The organism is Xanthomonas sp. D-99 (assembly GCF_017746145.1).
GTDB classification, from domain to species: domain Bacteria; phylum Pseudomonadota; class Gammaproteobacteria; order Xanthomonadales; family Xanthomonadaceae; genus Xanthomonas; species Xanthomonas cissicola.
Genome location: NZ_JAGHWU010000011.1, coordinates 105,676 through 126,645 on the forward strand (window position 1 = coordinate 105,676; position 20,970 = coordinate 126,645).

Annotated in this window: 19 protein-coding genes and 1 tRNA gene; 4 read left to right on the forward strand and 16 right to left on the reverse strand. The window is 65.9% G+C overall.

Annotation, left to right across the window (positions count from 1 at the left end; genetic code table 11):
• Window positions 1-193 precede the first annotated feature (193 nt).
• On the forward strand, window positions 194-2,107 hold the full coding sequence (locus tag J7360_RS05425) for a CocE/NonD family hydrolase (protein ID WP_057678296.1): 1,914 nt from the start codon (window positions 194-196) through the stop codon (window positions 2,105-2,107).
• Here the strand turns inward: J7360_RS05425 and J7360_RS05430 are convergent.
• The 5 genes from J7360_RS05430 to J7360_RS05450 all read right to left on the reverse strand — a co-directional run bounded on the left by J7360_RS05430 (window position 2,088) and on the right by J7360_RS05450 (window position 6,574).
• Window positions 2,088-3,314 (reverse strand): MFS transporter, encoded by a 1,227-nt coding sequence (locus J7360_RS05430; RefSeq protein WP_039571944.1) that lies wholly within the window; start codon window positions 3,312-3,314, stop codon window positions 2,088-2,090. The genes J7360_RS05425 and J7360_RS05430 overlap by 20 nt on opposite strands.
• Window positions 3,315-3,436: 122 nt before the next feature.
• Window positions 3,437-3,513, reverse strand: a tRNA-Pro gene (locus J7360_RS05435).
• A 59-nt stretch (window positions 3,514-3,572) separates the two neighbouring features.
• Window positions 3,573-3,683 carry a cytochrome bd-I oxidase subunit CydX gene (gene cydX, locus J7360_RS05440; RefSeq protein ID WP_022559279.1) on the reverse strand — a complete coding sequence of 37 codons (111 nt, stop codon included), beginning with the start codon at window positions 3,681-3,683 and terminating at the stop codon, window positions 3,573-3,575.
• Between the two features lie 85 nt (window positions 3,684-3,768).
• Window positions 3,769-4,920, reverse strand: a complete 1,152-nt coding sequence (gene cydB, locus J7360_RS05445; RefSeq protein WP_088370814.1) for a cytochrome d ubiquinol oxidase subunit II — start codon at window positions 4,918-4,920, stop codon at window positions 3,769-3,771.
• 16 nt (window positions 4,921-4,936) lie between these two features.
• Complete coding sequence (locus J7360_RS05450) at window positions 4,937-6,574, reverse strand: cytochrome ubiquinol oxidase subunit I (protein ID WP_057661521.1); 1,638 nt, start codon at window positions 6,572-6,574, stop codon at window positions 4,937-4,939.
• A 152-nt stretch (window positions 6,575-6,726) separates the two neighbouring features.
• Between J7360_RS05450 and cydD the strand changes: the two genes are divergently transcribed.
• Window positions 6,727-8,463: a thiol reductant ABC exporter subunit CydD gene (gene cydD, locus J7360_RS05455; protein WP_209033416.1), complete on the forward strand. Its 1,737-nt coding sequence runs from the start codon at window positions 6,727-6,729 to the stop codon at window positions 8,461-8,463.
• Window positions 8,460-10,145 carry a thiol reductant ABC exporter subunit CydC gene (cydC, locus tag J7360_RS05460; protein ID WP_057661525.1) on the forward strand — a complete coding sequence of 562 codons (1,686 nt, stop codon included), beginning with the start codon at window positions 8,460-8,462 and terminating at the stop codon, window positions 10,143-10,145. Before cydD ends, cydC begins: the two co-directional genes overlap by 4 nt.
• Window positions 10,146-10,216: 71 nt before the next feature.
• Here cydC and J7360_RS05465 read toward each other — a convergent pair whose 3' ends face one another.
• The 11 genes from J7360_RS05465 to ccmA all read right to left on the reverse strand — a co-directional run bounded on the left by J7360_RS05465 (window position 10,217) and on the right by ccmA (window position 19,506).
• Complete coding sequence (locus tag J7360_RS05465) at window positions 10,217-10,831, reverse strand: DUF1294 domain-containing protein (protein ID WP_022559274.1); 615 nt, start codon at window positions 10,829-10,831, stop codon at window positions 10,217-10,219.
• Between the two features lie 150 nt (window positions 10,832-10,981).
• Window positions 10,982-12,184, reverse strand: coding sequence for a homoserine O-acetyltransferase (locus J7360_RS05470; protein WP_057661528.1), 1,203 nt, complete (start codon window positions 12,182-12,184; stop codon window positions 10,982-10,984).
• 371 nt (window positions 12,185-12,555) lie between these two features.
• Window positions 12,556-13,554: a tetratricopeptide repeat protein gene (locus tag J7360_RS05475; RefSeq protein WP_057661531.1), complete on the reverse strand. Its 999-nt coding sequence runs from the start codon at window positions 13,552-13,554 to the stop codon at window positions 12,556-12,558.
• Window positions 13,554-13,988 carry a cytochrome c-type biogenesis protein gene (locus J7360_RS05480; protein WP_057661533.1) on the reverse strand — a complete coding sequence of 145 codons (435 nt, stop codon included), beginning with the start codon at window positions 13,986-13,988 and terminating at the stop codon, window positions 13,554-13,556. Before J7360_RS05480 ends, J7360_RS05475 begins: the two co-directional genes overlap by 1 nt.
• Entirely contained in the window at window positions 13,985-14,587 is a 603-nt protein-coding gene (locus J7360_RS05485; RefSeq protein WP_017157799.1) for a DsbE family thiol:disulfide interchange protein, read from the reverse strand. The genes J7360_RS05480 and J7360_RS05485 overlap by 4 nt, the downstream gene beginning before the upstream one ends.
• Window positions 14,580-16,517: a heme lyase CcmF/NrfE family subunit gene (locus tag J7360_RS05490; protein WP_150146390.1), complete on the reverse strand. Its 1,938-nt coding sequence runs from the start codon at window positions 16,515-16,517 to the stop codon at window positions 14,580-14,582. Before J7360_RS05490 ends, J7360_RS05485 begins: the two co-directional genes overlap by 8 nt.
• A gap of 171 nt (window positions 16,518-16,688) precedes the next feature.
• Window positions 16,689-17,159 carry a cytochrome c maturation protein CcmE gene (ccmE, locus tag J7360_RS05495; protein WP_042675285.1) on the reverse strand — a complete coding sequence of 157 codons (471 nt, stop codon included), beginning with the start codon at window positions 17,157-17,159 and terminating at the stop codon, window positions 16,689-16,691.
• Window positions 17,156-17,326 carry a heme exporter protein CcmD gene (ccmD, locus tag J7360_RS05500; protein WP_022559269.1) on the reverse strand — a complete coding sequence of 57 codons (171 nt, stop codon included), beginning with the start codon at window positions 17,324-17,326 and terminating at the stop codon, window positions 17,156-17,158. The genes ccmE and ccmD overlap by 4 nt, the downstream gene beginning before the upstream one ends.
• A complete protein-coding gene (ccmC, locus tag J7360_RS05505; RefSeq protein ID WP_007971022.1) occupies window positions 17,323-18,075 on the reverse strand; it encodes a heme ABC transporter permease CcmC in 753 nt (250 codons plus the stop codon). Before ccmC ends, ccmD begins: the two co-directional genes overlap by 4 nt.
• A 94-nt stretch (window positions 18,076-18,169) precedes the next feature.
• Window positions 18,170-18,865: a heme exporter protein CcmB gene (gene ccmB, locus J7360_RS05510; RefSeq protein ID WP_003487009.1), complete on the reverse strand. Its 696-nt coding sequence runs from the start codon at window positions 18,863-18,865 to the stop codon at window positions 18,170-18,172.
• On the reverse strand, window positions 18,862-19,506 hold the full coding sequence (ccmA, locus tag J7360_RS05515) for a heme ABC exporter ATP-binding protein CcmA (RefSeq protein ID WP_008573812.1): 645 nt from the start codon (window positions 19,504-19,506) through the stop codon (window positions 18,862-18,864). Before ccmA ends, ccmB begins: the two co-directional genes overlap by 4 nt.
• 228 nt (window positions 19,507-19,734) lie before the next feature.
• Here ccmA and J7360_RS05520 point away from each other — a divergent pair, with 228 nt between their 5' ends.
• On the forward strand, window positions 19,735-20,883 hold the full coding sequence (locus J7360_RS05520) for a pyridoxal phosphate-dependent aminotransferase (protein WP_089095339.1): 1,149 nt from the start codon (window positions 19,735-19,737) through the stop codon (window positions 20,881-20,883).
• The last annotated feature ends 87 nt before the right edge of the window (window positions 20,884-20,970 follow it).

Genomic DNA, 20,970 nt, shown 5'->3' on the forward strand with positions numbered 1-20,970 from the left:
GGCGTGCAAGGGATGCAATGCACGGCGTGGTCATTTCAGGACAACCTAAACGTCGGCGCCCGTGCAGCCGATCCGCAGCGCGTGCTCGCCGCAGCCTGGCCGACCCGGTACCTTCGACACTCCCGCAAGCCAGTTGTCTGTGCCTACGCTGCTGCAGTTGTTCATCCTGCCCACCGTTGCTGCCGGAGATTCCATGCGCCGCCTTGCCGCCTGCCTGCTCGCCACCGCCATTGCCGCCGCCACCGGCAGCGCCTGGGCGCAAACCTCGCCGATGACGCCGGACATCACCGGCAAGCCGTTCGTGGCTGCCGATGCGAGCAACGACTACATCAAGCGCGAGGTGATGATTCCGATGCGCGATGGGGTCAAGCTGCACACGGTGATCGTGCTGCCCAAGGGCGCCAGGAACGCGCCGATCGTGCTGACGCGCACGCCTTACGATGCCAGTGGCCGGAGCGAGCGCCTGGCCTCGCCGCATATGAAGGATCTGCTGCCGCCCGGCGACGACGTGTTCGTGGAAGGCGGCTACATCCGCGTGTTCCAAGACGTGCGCGGCAAGTACGGTTCCGAAGGCGATTACGTGATGACGCGCCCGCTGCGTGGGCCGCTCAATTCCAGCGAGGTCGACCATGCCACCGATGCCTGGGACACCATCGACTGGCTGGTGAAGAACGTCAAGGAATCCAATGGCAAGGTTGGCATGATCGGTTCGTCCTACGAAGGATTCACCGTGGTGATGGCGCTGACCAATCCGCATCCCGCGTTGAAGGTGGCGGTGCCGGAAAGCCCGATGATCGACGGCTGGATGGGCGACGACTGGTTCAATTACGGCGCGTTCCGCCAGGTCAATTTCGATTACTTCACCGGCCAGCTGAGCAAACGCGGCAAGGGCGCCGGCATCGCGCGCCAGGGGCACGACGACTACAGCAATTTCCTGCAGGCCGGCTCGGCCGGCGACTTCGCCAAGGCTGCGGGCCTGGAGCAGTTGCCGTGGTGGCACAAGCTCACCGAACACGCCGCCTATGACGCGTTCTGGCAGGAACAGGCGCTGGACAAGGTGATGGCGCGCACGCCGCTGAAGGTGCCCACGATGTGGCTGCAAGGCCTGTGGGATCAGGAAGACATGTGGGGGGCGATCCACAGCTACGCGGCGATGGAGCCGCGCGACAAGGGCAATACCCTCAACTACCTGGTGATGGGCCCGTGGCGCCACAGTCAGGTGAACTACGACGGTAGCGCCTTGGGTGCGCTGAATTTCGAAGGCGACACCGCGCGCCAATTCCGTTCCGAGGTGCTGCGCCCGTTTTTCGACCAGTACCTGGTCGATGGCGCGCCCAAGGCAGACACGCCGCCGGTGTTCATCTACAACACCGGCGAGAACCATTGGGACCGCCTCAAGGCGTGGCCGCGCAGTTGCGACAATGGCTGCGCCTCGGCCAGCAAGCCGCTGTATCTGCAGGCCGGCGGCAAGTTGTCGTTCCAGCAACCGGTGGCCGGGCAGGTGGGGTTTGAAGAGTACGTGTCCGACCCGGCCAAGCCGGTGCCGTTCGTGCCGCGCCCGGTGGACTTTGCCGACCGCACGATGTGGACCACCTGGCTGGTGCACGACCAGCGCTTTGTCGATGGCCGCCCGGACGTGCTGACCTTCGTCACCGAGCCGCTGACCGAGCCACTGCAGATCGCCGGTGCGCCCGAAGTGCATCTGCAGGCCTCCACCAGCGGCAGCGACAGCGATTGGGTGGTGAAGCTGATCGACGTGTATCCGGAGGAGATGGCCTCGAACCCGAAGATGGGCGGCTACGAGTTGCCGGTGTCGTTGGCGATTTTCCGCGGCCGCTACCGCGAGAGTTTCAGCACGCCCAAACCCTTGGCGTCCAATCAGCCGCTGGCATTCCAGTTCGGCTTACCAACCGCCAACCACACCTTCCAACCGGGCCACCGGGTGATGGTGCAGGTGCAATCCAGCCTGTTCCCGCTATACGACCGCAATCCGCAGACCTACGTGCCCAACATCTTCTTCGCCAAGCCTGGCGATTATCAAAAAGCCACGCAGCGGGTGTACGTGTCCCCCGAGCAGCCCAGCTACATCACTCTGCCGGTACGTTGAGCGCGTGGGCGCCGCGTGCCGGCGGCGCCCACGCATCTTCCAGCAGCTGCGGGCGGCAGACCACCCAGGCGGCGGCCAGCTGCACCAGCAGGCAGATGACCAGGAACACGAACGGGGAGGTCCAGCCGCCACTGTGCGCGTGCAGCCAGCCGAACAGGAATGGCCCCAGGCAGCTCACCGCATAGCCCACACCTTGCGAGAAACCGGACAGTGCGGCCGAACCGGCCGCCGTGCGGCTGCGCTGATTCACCAACACCAATGCCAACGGAAACGTGCTCGGCCCCAGGCCGAGCAGGGTCACCCACAGCACCGGTGCGGCCAGCGGCGCCCACCACAGCCCGGCAAACGCGACGAGGTGGCAGGCTGCGCAGAGCAGTACGATCGGAAACGGATTGCGCATGCGCACCGCCAGCGCCGGCATGGTCAGCGCCCCGGCCATGCCCAATGCCGCGAACAACGCCACCATGGTGCCGCCGAACGCAGGCGATGCACCGGCTTCGCGCAGCAGCGTCGGCAGCCAGGTGAACATGGAATAGGTCACCAGCGAGGTCATGCCGAAGGTCACCGCCATGCACCACCCCAGCGCAGTACGGGCGACGCGGCCTTCGGCTTCGGGCGTGGGGGTGACCGGTGCCGGGCCGGTTGCGCGGAGGCGCCGATGGTTGGCGTGCACCAGCGCCCACGCCGCCGTTGCCAGCAGGGCCGGCAGCACCCACGCCACCATCGAACTGCGCCAACCCAGCGCATCGGCCACCGGCACTGCCAGCAGCGCCGGCAGCAGCGTACCGACCTGCAGCACGGTGATGTACAGCGTGCTCACCCGGCCCACGCGGTCGCCGAAGTAACGCTTCACAAGTGGCGGCAGTACCACGTTGCCCATGCCCATCCCGGCCAACGCCACCAGCGAGCCGACCAGCAACCCGGCGGTGCCCGGCAGCAGCGGGCGCAGCACTAATCCCAGCGTGGCCAACGCCATCGACGCCAGCGCCACGCGCAGCAAACCGAAACGGCGCAGCAACGCGGGCGTTGCCACGCCGGTGAGTGCGAACGCTGCGGTCGGCAACATGCCGAGCGCGCCCATGGTGGGCGCGCCGAAGGCGTACTCGTCGGCAATGCGTTCCAGCAGCGGCGTCAGCGACGTCACCGCGGTGCGCAAGTTGAATGCGGACAGCAAGATCGCGGCCAGCACCAGGCCGCGACCACGCAACTGGGCGGACGAAGAAGACGCGGAAGTGACAACAGACATGACAGACCATCCGCGCCGCGCACCTGCGTGCAACGACGCCTGAAAACACAAAACCGGCACGAGGCCGGTTTGTGTTTTGAAACTGGTCGGGGAGACAGGATTCGAACTTGCGACCTCTACGTCCCGAACGTAGCGCTCTACCAGACTGAGCTACACCCCGAAGGAGCAGCGTATGTTACATAGGGAATGGGGAATCGGCAAGCATCCGATGAAATTATTTTACTGGGGCGGCTCGCCACGCTCGGGCTCGCGTGCTTCGAACCACATGCCGTTGAGCACCGCGGCCGATGCCGCCAGGCCGGTGCCGAGTATCCATGCGAAATACCACATTGGGGTGCTCCTCGAGTCGTTGAAAAAGATGGTGACGCGCGGTGCGGCAACGGCAGCGCAGGCACTGCGATCGCTGCCGCGGCGCTCAGTAGGCGTTGGGATTGGCCGTGACCGCATCGTCGGTGACCTTGCCCTTGAGCACGCGATACACCCAGCTGGTGTACGCCAGCACGATCGGCATGAACACGGCAGTGGCCAGCAACATGATCCACAACGTCAGACGGCTGCTGGATGCATCCCACAGCGTCAGGCTCGCGCTCGGCGTGCTGGAAGAGGGCAGCAGGAACGGAAACAACGCAAAGCCCACCGTGAACACGATGCCGACGATGGCGCTGCCGGAAGCGATGAAGGCCACGCCGCCGCGCCGCATGCGCAAGAGCATCGCGCTCATCGCAAGCCCGACCATGCCCACCAGCGGCGCCACCAATGTGGCCGGCATGCTGCTGTAGTTGTGCAACCAGCCGCCCGCGGCGGTGAGCGCAGCGGTCTTGCCGAGCGGGTTGGTGGCCGCGTCTGTGGCCAGCAACGAGGTCACCGCATAGCCGGGCAGACCCAGCGCCACCCATGCGCCGCCTGCTGCAAACAGTGCCAGCGCACACAGCGCAGCGATGCCGCCGAAACGTGCCGCGCGCTCGGCCACCGGTCCATCGGTCTTGAGCACGAGCATCGCGGCGCCATGCGCGAGCAGCATCGCCACGCTGAGCAAGCCGGCGAGCAACGCGAACGGCGTCAGCAGCCCCAACAGGTTGCCGGTGTAGAACGTGCGCATGCTGTCGTCGAAATGGAACGGCACCCCCAGCAGCACGTTGCCGACCGCCACGCCCATGATCAGCGCCGGAATGAAGCCACCGACGAACAGCGCCCAGTCCCAATTGCTGCGCCAGCGTGCACTCGCCAGCTTGCCGCGGAACTTGAAACCGACCGGGCGCAGGATCAGCGCGAACAGGATCAGGAACATCGCCAGATAAAACCCGGAGAAACTCACTGCATACAACGGCGGGAACGCGGCAAAGATCGCGCCGCCGCCCAGGATCAACCACACCTGGTTGCCTTCCCAGACCGGGCCGACGGTATTGATCACCAGCCGGCGTTCGGCATCGTTGGTGGCGACGAACGGCAGCAGTGCGCCCACGCCAAGATCGAAGCCGCCCATCACCGCATAACCGGACAGCAGCACGCCGAGCAGCAGCCACCAGATCACGCGCAGGGTTGTGTAATCGAGCAATACGAAATCCATGATGTCTCTCCTTCGCTTACGGTGCGCTGCCGGCCACGGCACCGGAACTCAGCGGTGCGTGACGCGACGGGGCGTGGTCTTGCGGGGCATGCTCGTGTGGGGCGACGCGCAATGCGTTGGGCAGCATCGGCGGGAACAGCGCATCCGGGCCCTTGTTGATGGTCTTCAGCGACAACTTGATCGCAATCACCAGTAGCGTGGTGTACAGCGCGGTGAAGCCCACCAGCGTCAGCACGATCTCGTACAGATCCAGCCCCGAGGCGGCGTAGAACGTGGGCAGCACGCCTTCCACCGCCCACGGCTGGCGGCCGTATTCGGCAACGAACCAGCCGCATTCGATCGCGATCCAGGGCAGCGGCAACGTCCACAGGGCCAAGGTCAGGAACCAGCGTTTTTCCTGGAAGTTGTGCTTGCAGGCAAACCAGAAGGCGACAGCGAAAAACGCGATGAGATACATGCCGATGGCGGCCATGATGCGGAAGGTCCAGAACAGCGGCAGCACGCGTGGCACGGTGTCCATCGCGGCCTGGGCAATCTGCTCCGGCGTGGCGTTGCCGATATCGTCGCGGTAGCGCTTGAGCAGCAGGCCGTGGCCCAGGTCCTGCCAATGCGCATCGAAAACCTTGCGCGCTTGGGCGTCGTTCTTGTCGGCGCGGATGCGTTGCAGTGCCCCATAGGCGATTTGACCGCCGCGGATGCGGTGTTCGGCACGGCCGACCAATTCGAGAATGCCTGGAATCGGCTCGTTCAGCGAACGCGTGGCGATCAAGCCCATCAGGTATGGAATCTTGATGGCGTAATCGTTGCGATGGGTGGTCTGGTTCGGAATGCCGAACGCAGTGAAGTCGGCCGGCGCAGCTTCGGTTTCCCACATCGCTTCGATGGCGGCCAGTTTCATCTTCTGGTGTTCGCTGGCGGCGTAGCCGCTCTCGTCGCCCAGCACCACCACCGACAGCGACGACAGCAGACCGAACGCTGCGGCCACCGCAAACGAACGCCGTGCCATCTCAATATGCTTGCCGCGCAACAGGTAAAACGCACTGATCGACATCACGAACACCGCACCCAGCACGTAGCCGGCGCTGACGGTATGCACGAACTTGGCTTGCGCCACCGGGTTGAACAGCACCGCCACGAAATCCACCACTTCCATGCGCATGGTGTCCGGGTTGAATACCGCACCGGCCGGATTCTGCATCCAGCCGTTGGCGATCAGGATCCATAACGCGGAGAAATTGCTGCCCAGCGCCACCAGCCAGGTGGTGATCAGGTGCTGCACCTTGCTCAGGCGATTCCAGCCCAGAAAGAATAGCCCCAGAAACGTGGCCTCCAGAAAAAAAGCCATCAGTCCTTCAATCGCCAGCGGCGCACCGAAGATGTCGCCCACGTAATGGCTGTAGTACGACCAGTTCATGCCGAACTCGAACTCCATCACGATGCCGGTGCCGACACCCATGGCGAAGTTGATGCCGAACAGCACGCCCCAGAACATGGTCATGCGCCGCCAGATCTGCTTGCCGGTCATGACGTAGACGCTTTCCATGATGCCCAGCAGGAACGACAGACCCATGGTGAGCGGCGGAAAGATGAAGTGGTACATCGCGGTGACTGCGAACTGCAGCCGCGACAGTTCGACAACTGTCGAGTCGATCATGGCGGGTGGGCCTGGTTGAGGGGCGGTAAGGAATGTGGCGATCATCTGCCGCGATCGCGTCGGCCGCGTTGATCCAAATCAATGCGGCCCCGGACAGGTGCGTCACACTGTCTATCCCCCGACCGGGAGGCGGCGACTTACAATCGCGTGCAATGCGCAGTCTTCAGAAGAGCGACGTGGGCCAGCCCAGCGTGCAAGCCAGCGAAACGCCCGCCCGGCGCCGTCAACGCGGCCAGTGGCTGGATGCGCTTGCCGCATCGGCCACGCGTGCGCGGCGGCTTGCCGGGGTTGCGGTGGCGTTGTCGGGTGTGTTGCTGCTCGTGCAATCGGCTGCGATCGCCTGGCTGGTACAGGCGGTGCTGGTGCAGCACCTGGCGTTGACGCAATTGCGCAACGTGGGCGCGGGCTTGCTGCTGGCGCTGATCGGGCGCGCACTACTCAACGCCTGGGCGCAATCGCTGACCGGTGGAGTGGCCGACGTGGCCAAACGCGAACTGCGCACGCGCATTGCCAGACGCCTGACGCAGCACGGACCGCTATGGTTGCGCCGGCAGCGCAGCGGCGAACTGGGCGAATTGAGCCTGGCGCATACCGATGCACTGGAAGGCTATTTCGTCGGCTACCAGCTCGCGCGCATCGAAATGTTGCTGGTGCCGCCGCTGATCCTGATCGCGGTGTTTTCGGTCGATTGGGTGGTCGGGATGGTGTTGCTGCTCACCGCGCCGCTGATTCCGTTCTTCATGATGCTGGTGGGGTGGGGCGCCGAGGCCGCAGGGCGCGAACAACTCGGCGAGTTGGCGCGCATGGGCGGGCATTTCGCCGATCGCCTCAAGGGCCTGGGATTGCTGCGCGTGTATGGCCGCGGCCAGGCTGAGTTGCAGGGCATTGCCGCCGCTGCCGAGGGCGTGCGCGAGCGCTCGCTGAAAGTGTTGCGTATCGCATTCCTGTCGTCGACCGTGCTGGAATTTTTTGCCTCCGTCAGCGTGGCGATCGTGGCGCTGTACTTCGGTTTGAGTTATCTGGGCATGCTCCATCTGCACGGTATGCCGTCGCTGGGCGCGGGCATGTTCTGCCTCTTGCTGGCGCCGGAATTCTTCGCGCCCCTGCGGCGCCTGGCCGCGCATTACCATGACCGCGCAAACGCCTTGGCTACAGTGGCCGAGGCCGAGCGGTTGCTGCAGGGTTTCCAGCCGCCTGCTGTTGCAGACACCGGTGCGCTACCCGCACGTGCCCTGGAGCCAGCACAAGCGCATGCGCCCTTGTTGCAGGCACGTCGATTGGCACTGCGTCCTGCCGGCGCACCGCAGGTGATGGTCAAGGAGTTTGCGTTGACGCTGGAGCCCGGGCAGCGCGTTGCAGTGATCGGCGCCAGCGGCAGCGGCAAGAGCACGCTGCTGGAAGGACTCGCTGGTTGGCTTGCACCCGAGGCGGGCAGCGTGGCCGTGCGCCCGGGTGCGCGCATTGGATATGCCACGCAGCGGCCCTACCTGTTTCACGGCAGCATCGCCGACAACCTGCGCCTGGGCGACCCGCAGGCCAACGATGCGCGCCTGCATGCGGTGGCCGAGGCGGCGCAAGTGCTGCGCTTTACCACGCACTTGCCGGCTGGCCTGGACACGGTGATCGGCGAGCGTGGCTTTGGTTTGTCCGGTGGCGAAGCCCGACGCGTGGCGTTGGCGCGGTTGTTGTTGCGCGAGCCGGATGTGTTACTGCTGGACGAACCCACCGCCTTTCTCGACGCGGACACCGAAGCGGAATTGCTGCGTACGCTGGGCATCTTTGCGCGCGGCCGTGCGGTCGTTCTGGCGACGCACAGCGCTGCGGCGATGCGTTGGGCCGACACGGTGATCGATCTGCGCGGCGCGACGGTCACGGTGGAGGCACCATGAGCCGCGCCCAGCCTGATCGTTTGCGCGATGTGTTCGGTCGGCATGCCTGGCGTCTGCTGTTGTCGGCAGTGCTGGTGCTGGTCACCATGCTTGCCGGTGTCGGCCTGCTGGGCTTGTCCGGCAGCTTCCTGACCGCCGCTGCGCTGGCAGGCGTTGCCGGTATGGGGACCGGCTTCAATTTCTTCTCGCCGTCGGCCGGCATCCGCGCCTTGACCTTCGCGCGTATCGTGTCGCGCTACGGCGAAAAGTTGATCGGGCACGATGCCACCTTGCGCATCGCCCGCGATCTGCGGGTGTGGTTCTTTCGTCGCGCCTTGCCGCTGGCGCCCGGGCGATTGTCGGCCACCCGCACCGGCGATCTGCTGGCGCGGCTGATGTCCGACATCGGCGAGGTCGACGGCCTCAGCGTGCGCGCATTGGCACCGCTGGTCGCGTTGCTCGGCATCTGGCTGGGCGGTGTCGCCGCCGCTGCACTGATCTATCTTCCCGCTGCATGCTTGTTGCTGGTGCTCGGCGTGCTGATCGGTGGGCTGGTGCCGTGGCAGGTGGCACGCGGCGGCGCGCAGCGCGAGCAGTTGCGTGCGCAGCAGCGCACCACCTTGCGCACGCAGGCATTCGAAGGCCTGGAGGGCGCAGCCGACCTTGCTGCGGTCGATGCGCAGGGCGCCTGGCTGCAGCGCAGCGACGCCGCGGCCGCCGCGGTCACCGGCGGCGATTGCATCCAGCGCAGACGGCTGATCACCGGCAACCTGCTGCATGCGCTCTGCGGCGGGCTGGGGCTGGCCGGCATGCTGTGGCTGGCACTTGGCGCGGCCGAAGGCGGGCTGATCGCCGCCGAACTGGCTGCAGGCCTGGTGTTTTTGACCATGGCGTTGCTGGAAGTCTGGGCCGGTGCCGGGCTGGCGTTACAGGCGCTGCAAAGCGCGCGCGTTGCCGCCGGGCGCCTGCAGGCCATCGTCGATCAAGCGCCATCGGTCGGCGATCCGACGCACGCAATCGACGTGCCGCGCACTGGTACGCTGCAATTGCAGCAGTTGTCGTTTGCCTGGCCCGGTAGCGTGCGCCCGGTGCTGCATGCGCTCGATCTGACCCTGGCGCCGGGCGAGCGCATTGCCATCAGCGGCGACAGCGGCAGCGGTAAAAGCACATTGTCGGCGTTGTTGCTGCGGCTGTGGGATCCGCAGGCCGGGCAGCTGCGCTACGCCGGCATCGACCTGCGTGACGTCGCACAGGCGCAATGGCACCAGCGTATCGCCTGGCTGCCCCAGAATGCGCCGGTGTTTGCCGGCAGCGTGCGCGACAACCTGCGCATCGGCGACGCCACTGCCGACGATGCCGCGTTGTGGCAGGTGCTCGAGCAGGTGCGTCTGGGCGCGTGGGCCAGTGCGAACAACGGCCTGGACACCTGGGTAGGCGAAAACGGCGCCACACTGTCTGCCGGCCAGGCGCGCCGGCTTGCCCTCGCGCGGGCACTGCTGCGCGATGCCCCGATCCTATTGCTCGACGAACCCACCGATGGTCTGGACGTGGATACCGCCGACGCGCTGCTGCTCGACCTGGCCGCCGCACTCGGCGAACGCTCGCTGGTGATGATCACCCACGACGCGCTACCGCGCGGTGTCGTGCAACGGCATTACCGGATGCGTGAGGGAACGCTGGAACTGCTCGATCAGAACGCATAGCCAATCGCTGCGGTCCTCGAACGTGGTCGCGGGATGCGCATTGATCACCTGGCCGCACGCTGTTGGTCGCGTCAATCGAACAGCACCGGAAGCGAGGCCATCAGATCGGTCCCGGTCACCGCCAGCACCAGCGCGCCGACGTTCAACGCAACCGTGAGCCAGAACGTCAGCTGAAACGCCGCCTTGCTGCATTTGTGCCGGTGGATGTCCTGCGCCAGCAATGCACCTGGCCAGCCACCGATCAGCGCCAGCAGGTGCAAGCTGGATTCGGGTGTACGCCATTGATTGCGTTGCGCGGCCGATTTGTCCATCGCATAGATCAGCAGCGTGACCAGGCTGGCCGCCGCGTACCAGAGCGGTACGATCACCGGTACCGCGTGCATCAGCGTGGCTGCCGTCAAGGCGAGCATCGACACCGCAGCCAGCGTCTTGCGCGGCAACCCGCTGCGACGCTGTTCGGTTCTGGCGGCGGTGGTACGGTCTGCCCAACGCACTTGCGTGGCATTCAGGCGCTTGTGCGCATCGCGTTCGATTGCATACGTGATGATCTCCCCATCGCGCGGGCGACGCGTCTTCTGTGCAAATGCGCTGATATGGACGAATGCACGGTCGCCACCACCATGGGGCGTGACGAAGCCAAAGCCCTTGTGATCATTCCAGTCGCTGAGACGTCCTTGATAGCGCATTGGCATAGCTCTGTCGGATGGTTTGGCTTGCCGGTGCGGTCTGCGCGTCTATAACGCATCAATTGCTCAGCCGGCAAAGCAGCGGTGATGGTCGTCCTATTGCAGCAACATCGGCGGATATTCGGCAGCGCAGAGCGAGGGTCAAGGAGCTCAACAGTCCTGCAAGAAGTCGCTCACCGCTGGGCCGAAGCGGGCGAAATCGACCAGGAACGCGTCGTGGCCTTGCGGCGAGTCAAGACCGATGAATTGCGCATCGGCGCCGCCGGCGCGCAGGCCGTCGGCGATCTGTTCCTGCTGCTGCACCGGGAACAGGATGTCGGTGTTGGCACCGATCGCCAGCGCACGCGCGATGCGAATCCGCGCCAGCCCGGCGAGCACGGTTGCGGCGGTCGAGATGCCGGTCTCCGGCTTGGCGGAGGCGGGCAGGGCAGCTGCACCGGGGCTGTCCATGCCGACGTTGGCGGCCGGTTCGTCATCGACATACTCGGCCAGGTCGAACCAGTCCATCGAGCGGCTCAGATACAGATAGCAGTTGGGGTCGAAGAAGCGCACGAAGCGACGTGCGTGGCCTTCCAGGTAGCTTTCCACCTGGAATTCCAGGCCAAACGGATCATCGGCCGCCTGCTCCGAATCCAGCCGCACGCGGCCGAAACGGCCGTCCCATTCCAGCGCCGAACGATACGTGATCACGCCGAGCTTGCGCGCCATGCGCATGCCCGATTCCGGGTAGCGCACATCGTCGTAGTGGCCGCCGTTCCAGTGTGGATCCAGCCGGATCGCCTCGCGTTGCAACGAGCGGATTGCGATTGAAAACGGCAATGCCTGCGCGCTGCCGGAAATATTGATGTGGCTGCGCGCGATGCCAGGATGGCGCAGCAACAGCGCCAGCGCGGTCATGCCGCCCATCGAGTTGCCGATCAGGCAGGCCAGCTGCGCGATACCCAGCGCGCGTACCACATCGGCTGCGGCGTCGGCCACGTCTTCGATCGACAGGTCCGGAAAGGTGAGGCGATACAGCAAGCCGGTGGCAGGGTTCACCGAAGCCGGCCCGGTCGAGCCCTTGCAACTGCCCAACGAATTGACGCACACCACGAACCAGCGTGTGGTATCGATCGGCTTGCCCGGCCCTAGCATTGCGTCCCACCAGCCCGGCTCTGGGTTGGCCTGGTTTGCCGCCGCGTGCGCGTTAGGCGACAGGCCGGTGACGATCAGGATCGCATTGCTGCGGTCTGCTGCCAGCGTGCCCCAGGTCTCGTACGCCACGCGTGCCTGATGCAGCACGCCGCCGCGTTTCATCGGAAACGGTGAGGGCAGGGCGTGGTACAGCGTGCCGGCGGGGATGAATTCAGTCATGGGCCAATTCTATCTGCCATGGCACGCGCCAGTGTGCAGGATGGGAATGGGAAATCCGGAATTGGCTGGAAGCCATGCGCTGCGTGATGCCACTTTGCAGGGCGGCAGACCTGCGGTTTGGCTGCAAGACCCTTGCATGCCCACCAGCGCGGAACGCTGCAATGCGTCCTTGCAAGCGCCTGAGCGACATCCGTGCCGCGACGGTGAGCAGGCAAGGGCCGGTCGAGATGGTCGGTACAGATGATTTGAACATCGCAACCGACCAGGAGCGACCAACAGAACTCCTGCGCAGCCGTCAGGCTGGCGCAGATGGTGTTTGGCATTCTTATGCGGCACTGCGCCGAAGCGTCGCAATGAGACGCAACACGCCATCAGCGGCCGATCACCAGCTCCACTGGCGCGTCCGCAGGCAGTGCGATCGTCACCGGTGCGCTTTCCACGTCGTCGGCCTGACGCATGGCGTTGCCGCTGCGCGACAGCCGGGCCAGCAGCTGTACCTTGTCCAGCGTAGGCATCGGGCTGTCGCCATCGTCCAGCATGATGGTCAATGGAAGCTCGCTCAGCGCGTGTTTTTCCACCGCCACCGGCATCGGCGTGTCGGCCGCGCGCGCGATCACGAACACGCTGGTGTCGCCGGACAATCCGGCGCGCTTGGCGAATTCGGCATCCAGCGTCACGCGCACCTGGATGCGTTTGTCGCTCGCTGCAGCGGCGGTAGGTGCAGCCGGTGCCTGGATCGGCTCGAGCTTGGCGTCCTGTCGGGCTGCATTGATCTGTTCGAGCAGGCCAGGGCGGGTTGCGACATCGACCACGCGCAATAGCGGCTCCCATGTCGCACTGGCCTTGGCCGGCTCACCGGCCTGGCGCTGCACCACCCCCAGGAACCAGCGTGCGCGTTGATGGTCCGGTTGCACCGCCAGCGCGTATTCGAGCAGGCGCATGGCTTCCGGATCCGGGCGACCGCTGTCGTCGGCAAGCATGCGCGCCTGCGCCGCGGCGACCAGCACGTCCGCTTCGTCCGGACGCAGTGCCACCGCGCGTGCGAAGGCATCGCGCGCTTCGGCAAATTTCTGCTGGCTGGACAGCGAGCGCCCCAGCAACACCCAGCCTTCGGCCTGTTCGGGGTTACTGGCCAGCGCCGCGCGCAGCTGCACGATGGCTTCATCCAGCGAACGTGGCGTGGCCGGGCGATTGGTCGGCTGGGTGATGGCGCCTGGCGTGCCGACCAACCAGTACAACGCCGCACTCGCGGCCAGCAGCAACACTGCCACGCTTGCGGCCAGGCCGCGCGCCTCGCGCCACAGCGGGCGCACCACCACGCCGAAGGCCAGCAGCGCAATCACGATCCCCGCGATGACAAAGCCGGCCATCACCACTCCTGCTCATCGGCAGGCATGGCAGGCGCGGCCACGCTGCGTTTGCGTACCACCAGCACAACGGCGCCCGCGCCCAGCAGCAACACCAGCAGCGGACCGAACCATAGCAGCCAGGTGCGCGACTCCACACGCGGACGGTACAGCACGAACTCGCCATAGCGCGCGACCAGGAACTGGCGGATCTGCGCATCGCTGCGGCCTTCGTGCATCAGTGCCAGCACCTCGCGGCGCAAGTCCTGCGCAATTTGCGCGTTGGAATCGGCCAGCGACTGGTTCTGGCATTGCACGCAGCGCAACTCGGCGGTAAGTGCATGAAAACGCGCCTCCTCTTCGGCCGATGCATAGCGCAGCGGCGCCGGGTCGCCGACCGGCTGGGCAACGGCCAGCCAGGGTAGCAACAGCAGCAGGAGCAGCCAGGTGCGCGTCATCGTTTGGCGTGCAGGTCCGGTGCGGCAGTGGGGGAACGCTCGATCTTGCTCAGCGCCGGAATCAACTGGGTGTCGATGATGGATTGGGTCAGCATGCCGCTGTACTTCCAGCGCACCACGCCACGCCCGTCGACCAAGAAGGTTTCCGGCGCGGCGGCGATGCCGAAATCGATGGCGGTGCGGCCATCTTGATCGGCGACCACAAGCAGATACGGGTTGCCGAGTTGTTCGAGCCAGCGCAGCGCATCGTTGCGCTCGTCCTTCCAGTTGTAGCCGATCACGCGCACGCGTTTGGTCAGGGCGAAGCGGCTCAGCACCGGGTGTTCTTCGCGGCAGGCCGGGCACCAGCTGCCCCACACGTTGATGATGTATGGCGCGCCGCGCAATTCGCGCGCATGCACCACGATGGCCGGGTCGTGCAGCAACGGCAGCGCGAATTCCGGCGCTGGTTTGCCGATCAGCGCAGAGGGCAGGGCATCGCGATCGTCCTGACCGGAGCGCACCACCGCATAGACCAGCAGCGCTGCCAGGGCGAGCAGCAGCACGATGGCGCCCACGAGAACCGCAGTGGGCAGGCGGGGCGAACGTGACTCAACCATCTTGGATCTCCGGAGAACGACGAAAACGCCGGTCGGCCGCGGTCACCAGGCCGCCAAGCGCCATCAGCAACGCTCCCAGCCAGATCCAGCGGACGAACGGTTTGAGGTGGACACGCACCGCCCAGGCTTGATTGCCCAGCGGTTCGCCAAGGGCGACATACAGATCGCCAAACGGACCAGGGCGGATCGCCGCCTCGGTCAACGTCTGGCCGCCACTGGCGTAACGGCGCTTTTCGGCATGCAGCGCGCCTACCGGGGCATCGTCCTTGAATACCTGCAGGTTGGCACGGTCGGACACGTAATTGGGCCCGCGCCGTTCTTCGATCCGGTCGAAATGCAGTGCATAGCGGCCGATCTGCACCTGTTGCCCGGGCGCCAGCGCCACTTCGCGCTGCAGGCTCAATCCCTCCACCAGCATGGCACCGGACAGGAACACCGCAACGCCCAGGTGCGCCAGCACCATGCCGAGCATCTCGGCAGTGAATTTGCGCCCCTTGGCCGCCCGTCGCGTCCACAGGAAGCGCGTGGTGCCCAGCAGCACCCAGGCTGCACCGGCGACACCGAAGGCGGCTTTCAATTGTCCCTGCGGCGCGGCGAACCAGGCCAGTACGCCGGCCGCCACCGCCAGACCCGCCCACGGCGCCAGCATCGCCATCGGCCGCGAAGCCTGTTCGCGCTGCCAGCGGGTGAGCGGGCCGAAGGGCAACAGTGCGACCAGCGGCGCCATCAACACCACGAACAAGGTGCCGAAGTAGGGTGGCCCAACCGACAGCTTGCCCAGCCCCAAGGCATCGGCGAGCAGCGGATACAAGGTACCCAGCAACACCATTGCGCAGGCGCAGGTGAGCAACAGGTTGTTCAACAGCAACAAGGTTTCGCGCGAGCTGCCGGCGAATGCGCGACGCGGATCGTCCACCACCGACAGAAGCGGCGCGCGCAACGCATACAGCAGCAACGAACCACCGACCACGGCCAGTAGGAAGACCAGAATGAACAGCCCACGCGACGGGTCGGCCGCGAACGAGTGCACGCTGGTCAGCACGCCCGAGCGCACCAGAAAGGTGCCCAGCAGCGACAGCGCGAAGGCGGCGATTGCCAGCAACAAGGTCCAGCTGGCGAAGCTGCCGCGCTTTTCGGTCACCGCCTGCGAATGCAGCAGGGCGGTGCCCACCAACCACGGCATGAAACTGGCGTTCTCCACCGGGTCCCAGAACCACCAGCCACCCCAGCCCAGCTCGTAGTACGCCCACCAGCTGCCAAGCGCGATGCCGACGGTGAGCATCGACCAGGCGACATTGGTCCACGGCCGCGTCCAGCGCAGCCAGCGCGCATCCATGCGGCCTTCCAGCAGTGCGGCGATGGCGAACGCGAACGGCACCGCAAAGCCGACGTAGCCGCAATACAGCATCGGCGGATGGACGATCAGCCCCGGGTCCTGCAGCAGCGGATTGAGGTCGCCACCTTCCAGCGGCACCGGGAACAACCGCGCGAACGGGTTGGAGGTAAACAGCAGGAAGGCCAGAAACCCAATGCTTACCAGCGCCATGACGCCGAGCACCCGCGCGATCACGTGCGCGGGCAGCTGCCGCGACCAGAGCGCCACCGCGCCGGTCCATAACGCCAGTACCAGCGTCCACAGCAGCAGCGAGCCTTCGTGCGCGCCCCACACTGCCGAATAGCGGTACATCACCGGCAGCAGGCTGTTGGAATTTTCGGCGACGTAGCGCACCGAAAAATCCTGCACCAAGAAGGCGTGCGTCAACACGGCGAAGGCCGATGCGATCAGTGCCAGCTGCACCAGCGCCGCCGGTCGCGCCACGGCCATCCAGCTGCTGCGTCCGCGCTGTGCGCCTGCCAGCGGCACCACGGCCTGCACCAGCGCCACCAGCAGGGCCAGCACCAGCAGGAACGTCCCGAGTTCAGGAAGCATCGGGCCGGCGCGTTGTCGAGCGTGGGCCGGTGCCACAACGGCAAGTGCACTGCCGAGTCCGCATTCCTGCAGCGGTTGCACCTGCTTGCCCACGCGCGGTGACTTCATTACCTGCGCACGCACCGCGCAAGCCACCTGCCTGCCGGCATGCCGATGTCCTGATGCACGGCATCACTGCCGCTCTCCAACTTGACCGGCCGCGGCTGGCACATCGTGCTTGCGATGCGCGCTGCCCATCTTGTCGGCCACTTCCTTCGGCATATAGGTTTCGTCGTGCTTGGCCAGCACATCTTCGGCGACGAAGATGCCGTTCTGCATGCGGCCAGTGGCCACCACGGCCTGCCCCTCGCGAAACAGGTCCGGCAGGATGCGGTCGTAACTGACGGTCAATTGCGCATCGCCATCGGTGACGCGGAATTGCGCTTCCAATGCGCCGGAGGCGCGTTTGAACGAGCCTTTTTCGACCATGCCGCCAAGCCGGAAGCGGGAATGTGCGCCGGCATCGCCACGCAGCACTTCCGAAGGGGTGTACAGGTAGGCCACATTGCGCTGCAAGGCCATGGCCACCAGCGTGGTTGCCAACCCGCCGGCCAGCACCAACGCCAGTACCAGCCACAGGCGGCGGCGACGTTGCGGGTTCACCGGATCAGCTCCGCATCGCCGGGCACCGCGCGCTTGCGCTCGCGCAGGCGGCGCGCCTGGGCGGTTTTCAATGCGCGACGCACCTGCCAACGGCCGGCGATCAGGTCCCACAGCAGCACCAGCACGAATACCGCATAGGCGGCGATGACGTAAGGCAGGTAGTTCATGCCGCACTCTCCGGCGCATCGCGCACGATCCAGGCCTTGCCGGCCTCGCGACGCAGGTTGTCGGCGCGCGCGCGCGTCAGCAGCGACCCGACAAACCAGAACTTGGTGCCGATCACCATCAACCACAGCGGCAGCAGCATGCTTGCATCGATCGTGGACGGCCCAAGCAGGCGAATGCTCTGGCCTTGATGCAGCGAATTCCACCACACCACCGAATAGCGGATCACCGGCAGCAGCGCCACCCCGACGATGGCCAGCAACGCCGCCGCGCGCGCCGCCTGACGGCGGTCGTCGATGGCGTGGTACAGGCCGATCACGCCCAGATACAGGAACAGCAGAATCAATTCGGTGGTCAGGCGCGGGTCCCAGTCCCACCAGGCGCCCCACATCGGTTTGCCCCAGATGCTGCCGGTCAGCAGGGTGATCACGGTAAACGCAGCGCCGATCGGCGCGCACGCCATCGCCAGGATCTCGCAGATCTTGATGCGCCAGATCAAGGCGATGGCCGCATACAGCGCCATCAGCCCGAACACGAACAGGCTCATCCACGCGCTCGGCACATGGATGTAGAGAATACGAAAGCTGTCGCCCTGCTGGTAATCCGCCGGCACCGCGAACAAGGCCTGCCAGATGCCCACGCCCAGCAGCAACGCGGCCAGCGCGTAGCACCACGGCGCCCAGCGCGCAGTAAAACGGTCGAAGATCGGGGGCGATGCGAGTTGGTGGAACCAGCGGACGACGACGTTCATGCGATGGCAGTAGCCTTTGGAATGGCATTGGCTCTCGAAACAGCAACAACGCGTTGTGTGGGGCGTGCTATCGACCATGCATCGACGGCAGCGCTCAACTCAACGAAATGCGGATCGCGGCCGCTGCAGCCAGCGGTGCGAGGACCACACCGATCACCAATCCGGCGCCCAACAACAACAACGCACCCACCGCATCCTGCCCTTGTCCGCTGGCCGCCACGCTGCCGGCACCGAACACCAGCACCGGCACGTACAACGGTAACGCCAGCAACGCGACGAGAATACCAGAGCGTTTCATCGTCACCGTCAGTGCCGCAACCACAGCGCCGAGCAGACTCAGGAGCGGCGTTCCCAGCGCCAACGATGCCAGCAGCACCGGCAGTTGGTCATGCGGCAGGTGCAGCAATTCGCCCAGCAGCGGCGTCACTGCAATCAGCGGCAACGCACTGGTCGCCCAATGGAGCAGCACGCGCACTGCGATCAACCACGCCAATGGCACCGGTGCCAGCAGCCATTGCTCCATCGAGCCGTCTTCCACATCGCTGCGGAACAAGGCATCCAGCGACAGCAGGCCAGCCAGCAACACCGACAGCCACAACACCGCCGGTGCAGCCTGCGCGAGCAGGTCCGGGCGGCCGCCCAGTCCCAACGCGAACAACACCACGATCAGTAGCGCGAACAATGCCGGCTGCAACGCATCGCTGCGGCGCCGCCACAGCAGCTGCAGGTCGCGGGCAAGCAGAGCGCGGGCCGCCTGCCAGAGCGACGGTTGCGGCGAATGCGTGCTCATGCCGCAGCCTCCAGCGTGAGCATGCGCGTGCGCACCGGTGGCGCTGCATACGCACCATGCGTGGTGACCAGCGCCGCGCCACCGCCGCGCAGATGCGCGGAGATCATTCGGTTAACCAGGGTGATGCCATCCAGATCCAGGTTGGCGTACGGCTCGTCCAGCAACCACAGTGGCGCCGGCGACAGCCACAGCCGTGCCAGCGCCAGCCGCTTGCGCTGGCCTGCCGACAACTGCCGCACCAGTGCGTCTTCGTAACCGGCCAGGCCGACGATCGCCAGCGCGCTGCCGGGCATCTGCTTGGCGCGGCGGCCGTGCAGGCCGCACAGGAAGTGCAGGTTTTCCAGCGTGCTGAGGTCGGCCTTCAGGCCGGGCAGGTGGCCGAGGTAGGCCATGAAGCGGCTGCGGTCGCCGCGCTTGGCGGTCTTGCCATCGATCTGGATCTGCCCGCGCTCCACATGCAGCAGGCCAGCCAGCACGCGCAGCAACGTGGTCTTGCCGGCGCCGTTGTCGCCTTGCACCAGCAGCGCCTCGCCGGCATCGACATGGAAATCCAGCGGGCCAAACACCGGCTCCTCGTTGCGGCTGAAGGCCAGGGCGTGCGCCGCCAGCAGCGGCGGTGCGGTGTGCAGCGGTTCGATCATCGGTGCAGCGGGCTCGGGTCGCAGGACGGCATGGGGAAGGGCCGGGGGCAGGCACGCGCCGGACCGGGCGCGCATTGTAGCGACGATGGTGGCATGCCGGGGACGTCGGCGGCAGCGCTGCAGGCGCCGCGGTGTGTCAGGGAACGCTGTTTTGCAGCGTCCGGGCGCAACCTGCTGGCGGCTTTGCGTACACTCGCGGTCCCCCCGTTTCTTGTCCGGACAGGCACCATGCCCCTCACGACCAAGCTGCCCAAGGTGGGCACCACCATCTTCACCGTCATGTCGCAGCTGGCGGCCGAGCACGGCGCGGTCAATCTGGGCCAGGGCTTTCCCGATTTCGCGGTGCCGCAGCGGCTGGTCGACGAACTGAGCAAGGCCATGGCGGCCGGCCACAACCAGTACCCACCGATGACCGGCGTGGCCACGTTACGCCAGGCCATCGCCGGCAAGGCGCAGCGCTGCTATGGCGCGCAGGTCGATGCCGACACCGAGATCACCGTCACCAGCGGTGCCACCGAGGCGATCTTCAACGCCATCCACGCGGTGGTGCGAGCCGGCGAAGAGGTCATCGTGCTGGACCCGGCCTACGACTGCTACGAGCCGGCGATCGATCTGGCCGGCGCGCGGGCGGTGCACGTAGCGCTGCACCCGCAGACTTTTGCGGTGGACTGGGATGCGCTGCGCGCCGCGATCACGCCCAGGACGCGCCTGTTGATGATCAACTCGCCGCACAACCCGTCCGGCGCGATGCTGTCGGCCGAGGACATGCACACGCTGACCGAACTGCTGCGCGGCACCGAGATCTTTTTGCTGTCCGATGAGGTCTACGAACACATCGTGTTCGATGGCCACCGGCACGAATCGGTGCTGCGCTGGCCGGCACTGCGCGAGCGCGCATTCGTGATTTCCAGCTTCGGCAAGACCTACCACTGCACCGGCTGGAAGATCGGCTACGCCATCGCGCCGCCGGCGCTCACCGCCGAATTCCGCAAGGTGCACCAGTACAACACCTTCACCAGCTTCGGTCCGGCCCAGCACGCCTTCGCTGCGATGATCCGCGACGAACCCGAACACGACGAGCAACTGGGCGCGTTCTATCAAGCCAAGCGCGACCGGTTCCGCGAACAATTGCTGACCACGCGCTTGAAGCCGTTGCCTGTGCCCGGCGGCTACTTCCAGTTGGTGGACTACTCGGCCATCAGCGATCTGCCCGATACCGAATTCGTGAAGTGGCTAACGATCGAGAAGGGCGTGGCCGCGATTCCGTTGTCGCCGTTCTACGAGAACGCGCCTGCAGGGCAGCGCCTGGCACGGCTGTGCTTTGCCAAGAACGATGCGACGCTGGATGCGGCGATCGAGCGCCTGCAAAGGCTCTAACGAGCGGGGATTCGGGATTCGGGATTGGCAACGGCGGCGCGCTGTTTGTCGCTTTGAATCCATACGAAACCGATAGCACCAAGCCGC

Excerpts from the sequence above, each read along its gene's own strand:
- cydX (WP_022559279.1), bottom strand. The coding sequence starts at position 3,683 with ATGTGGTATTTCGCATGGATACTCGGCACCGGCCTGGCGGCATCGGCC.
- J7360_RS05520 (WP_089095339.1), top strand. The coding sequence starts at position 19,735 with ATGCCCCTCACGACCAAGCTGCCCAAGGTGGGCACCACCATCTTCACC.
- J7360_RS05485 (WP_017157799.1), bottom strand. The coding sequence starts at position 14,587 with ATGGTTGAGTCACGTTCGCCCCGCCTGCCCACTGCGGTTCTCGTGGGC.
- ccmB (WP_003487009.1), bottom strand. The coding sequence starts at position 18,865 with ATGAGCACGCATTCGCCGCAACCGTCGCTCTGGCAGGCGGCCCGCGCT.
- J7360_RS05470 (WP_057661528.1), bottom strand. The coding sequence starts at position 12,184 with ATGACTGAATTCATCCCCGCCGGCACGCTGTACCACGCCCTGCCCTCA.
- cydB (WP_088370814.1), bottom strand. The coding sequence starts at position 4,920 with ATGGATTTCGTATTGCTCGATTACACAACCCTGCGCGTGATCTGGTGG.
- ccmA (WP_008573812.1), bottom strand. The coding sequence starts at position 19,506 with ATGATCGAACCGCTGCACACCGCACCGCCGCTGCTGGCGGCGCACGCC.
- cydD (WP_209033416.1), top strand. The coding sequence starts at position 6,727 with ATGCGCAGTCTTCAGAAGAGCGACGTGGGCCAGCCCAGCGTGCAAGCC.
- J7360_RS05465 (WP_022559274.1), bottom strand. The coding sequence starts at position 10,831 with ATGCGCTATCAAGGACGTCTCAGCGACTGGAATGATCACAAGGGCTTT.
- ccmD (WP_022559269.1), bottom strand. The coding sequence starts at position 17,326 with ATGAACTACCTGCCTTACGTCATCGCCGCCTATGCGGTATTCGTGCTG.
- ccmC (WP_007971022.1), bottom strand. The coding sequence starts at position 18,075 with ATGAACGTCGTCGTCCGCTGGTTCCACCAACTCGCATCGCCCCCGATC.
- J7360_RS05490 (WP_150146390.1), bottom strand. The coding sequence starts at position 16,517 with ATGCTTCCTGAACTCGGGACGTTCCTGCTGGTGCTGGCCCTGCTGGTG.
- J7360_RS05450 (WP_057661521.1), bottom strand. The coding sequence starts at position 6,574 with ATGATCGACTCGACAGTTGTCGAACTGTCGCGGCTGCAGTTCGCAGTC.
- cydC (WP_057661525.1), top strand. The coding sequence starts at position 8,460 with ATGAGCCGCGCCCAGCCTGATCGTTTGCGCGATGTGTTCGGTCGGCAT.
- J7360_RS05475 (WP_057661531.1), bottom strand. The coding sequence starts at position 13,554 with ATGGCCGGCTTTGTCATCGCGGGGATCGTGATTGCGCTGCTGGCCTTC.
- J7360_RS05480 (WP_057661533.1), bottom strand. The coding sequence starts at position 13,988 with ATGACGCGCACCTGGCTGCTCCTGCTGCTGTTGCTACCCTGGCTGGCC.
- J7360_RS05425 (WP_057678296.1), top strand. The coding sequence starts at position 194 with ATGCGCCGCCTTGCCGCCTGCCTGCTCGCCACCGCCATTGCCGCCGCC.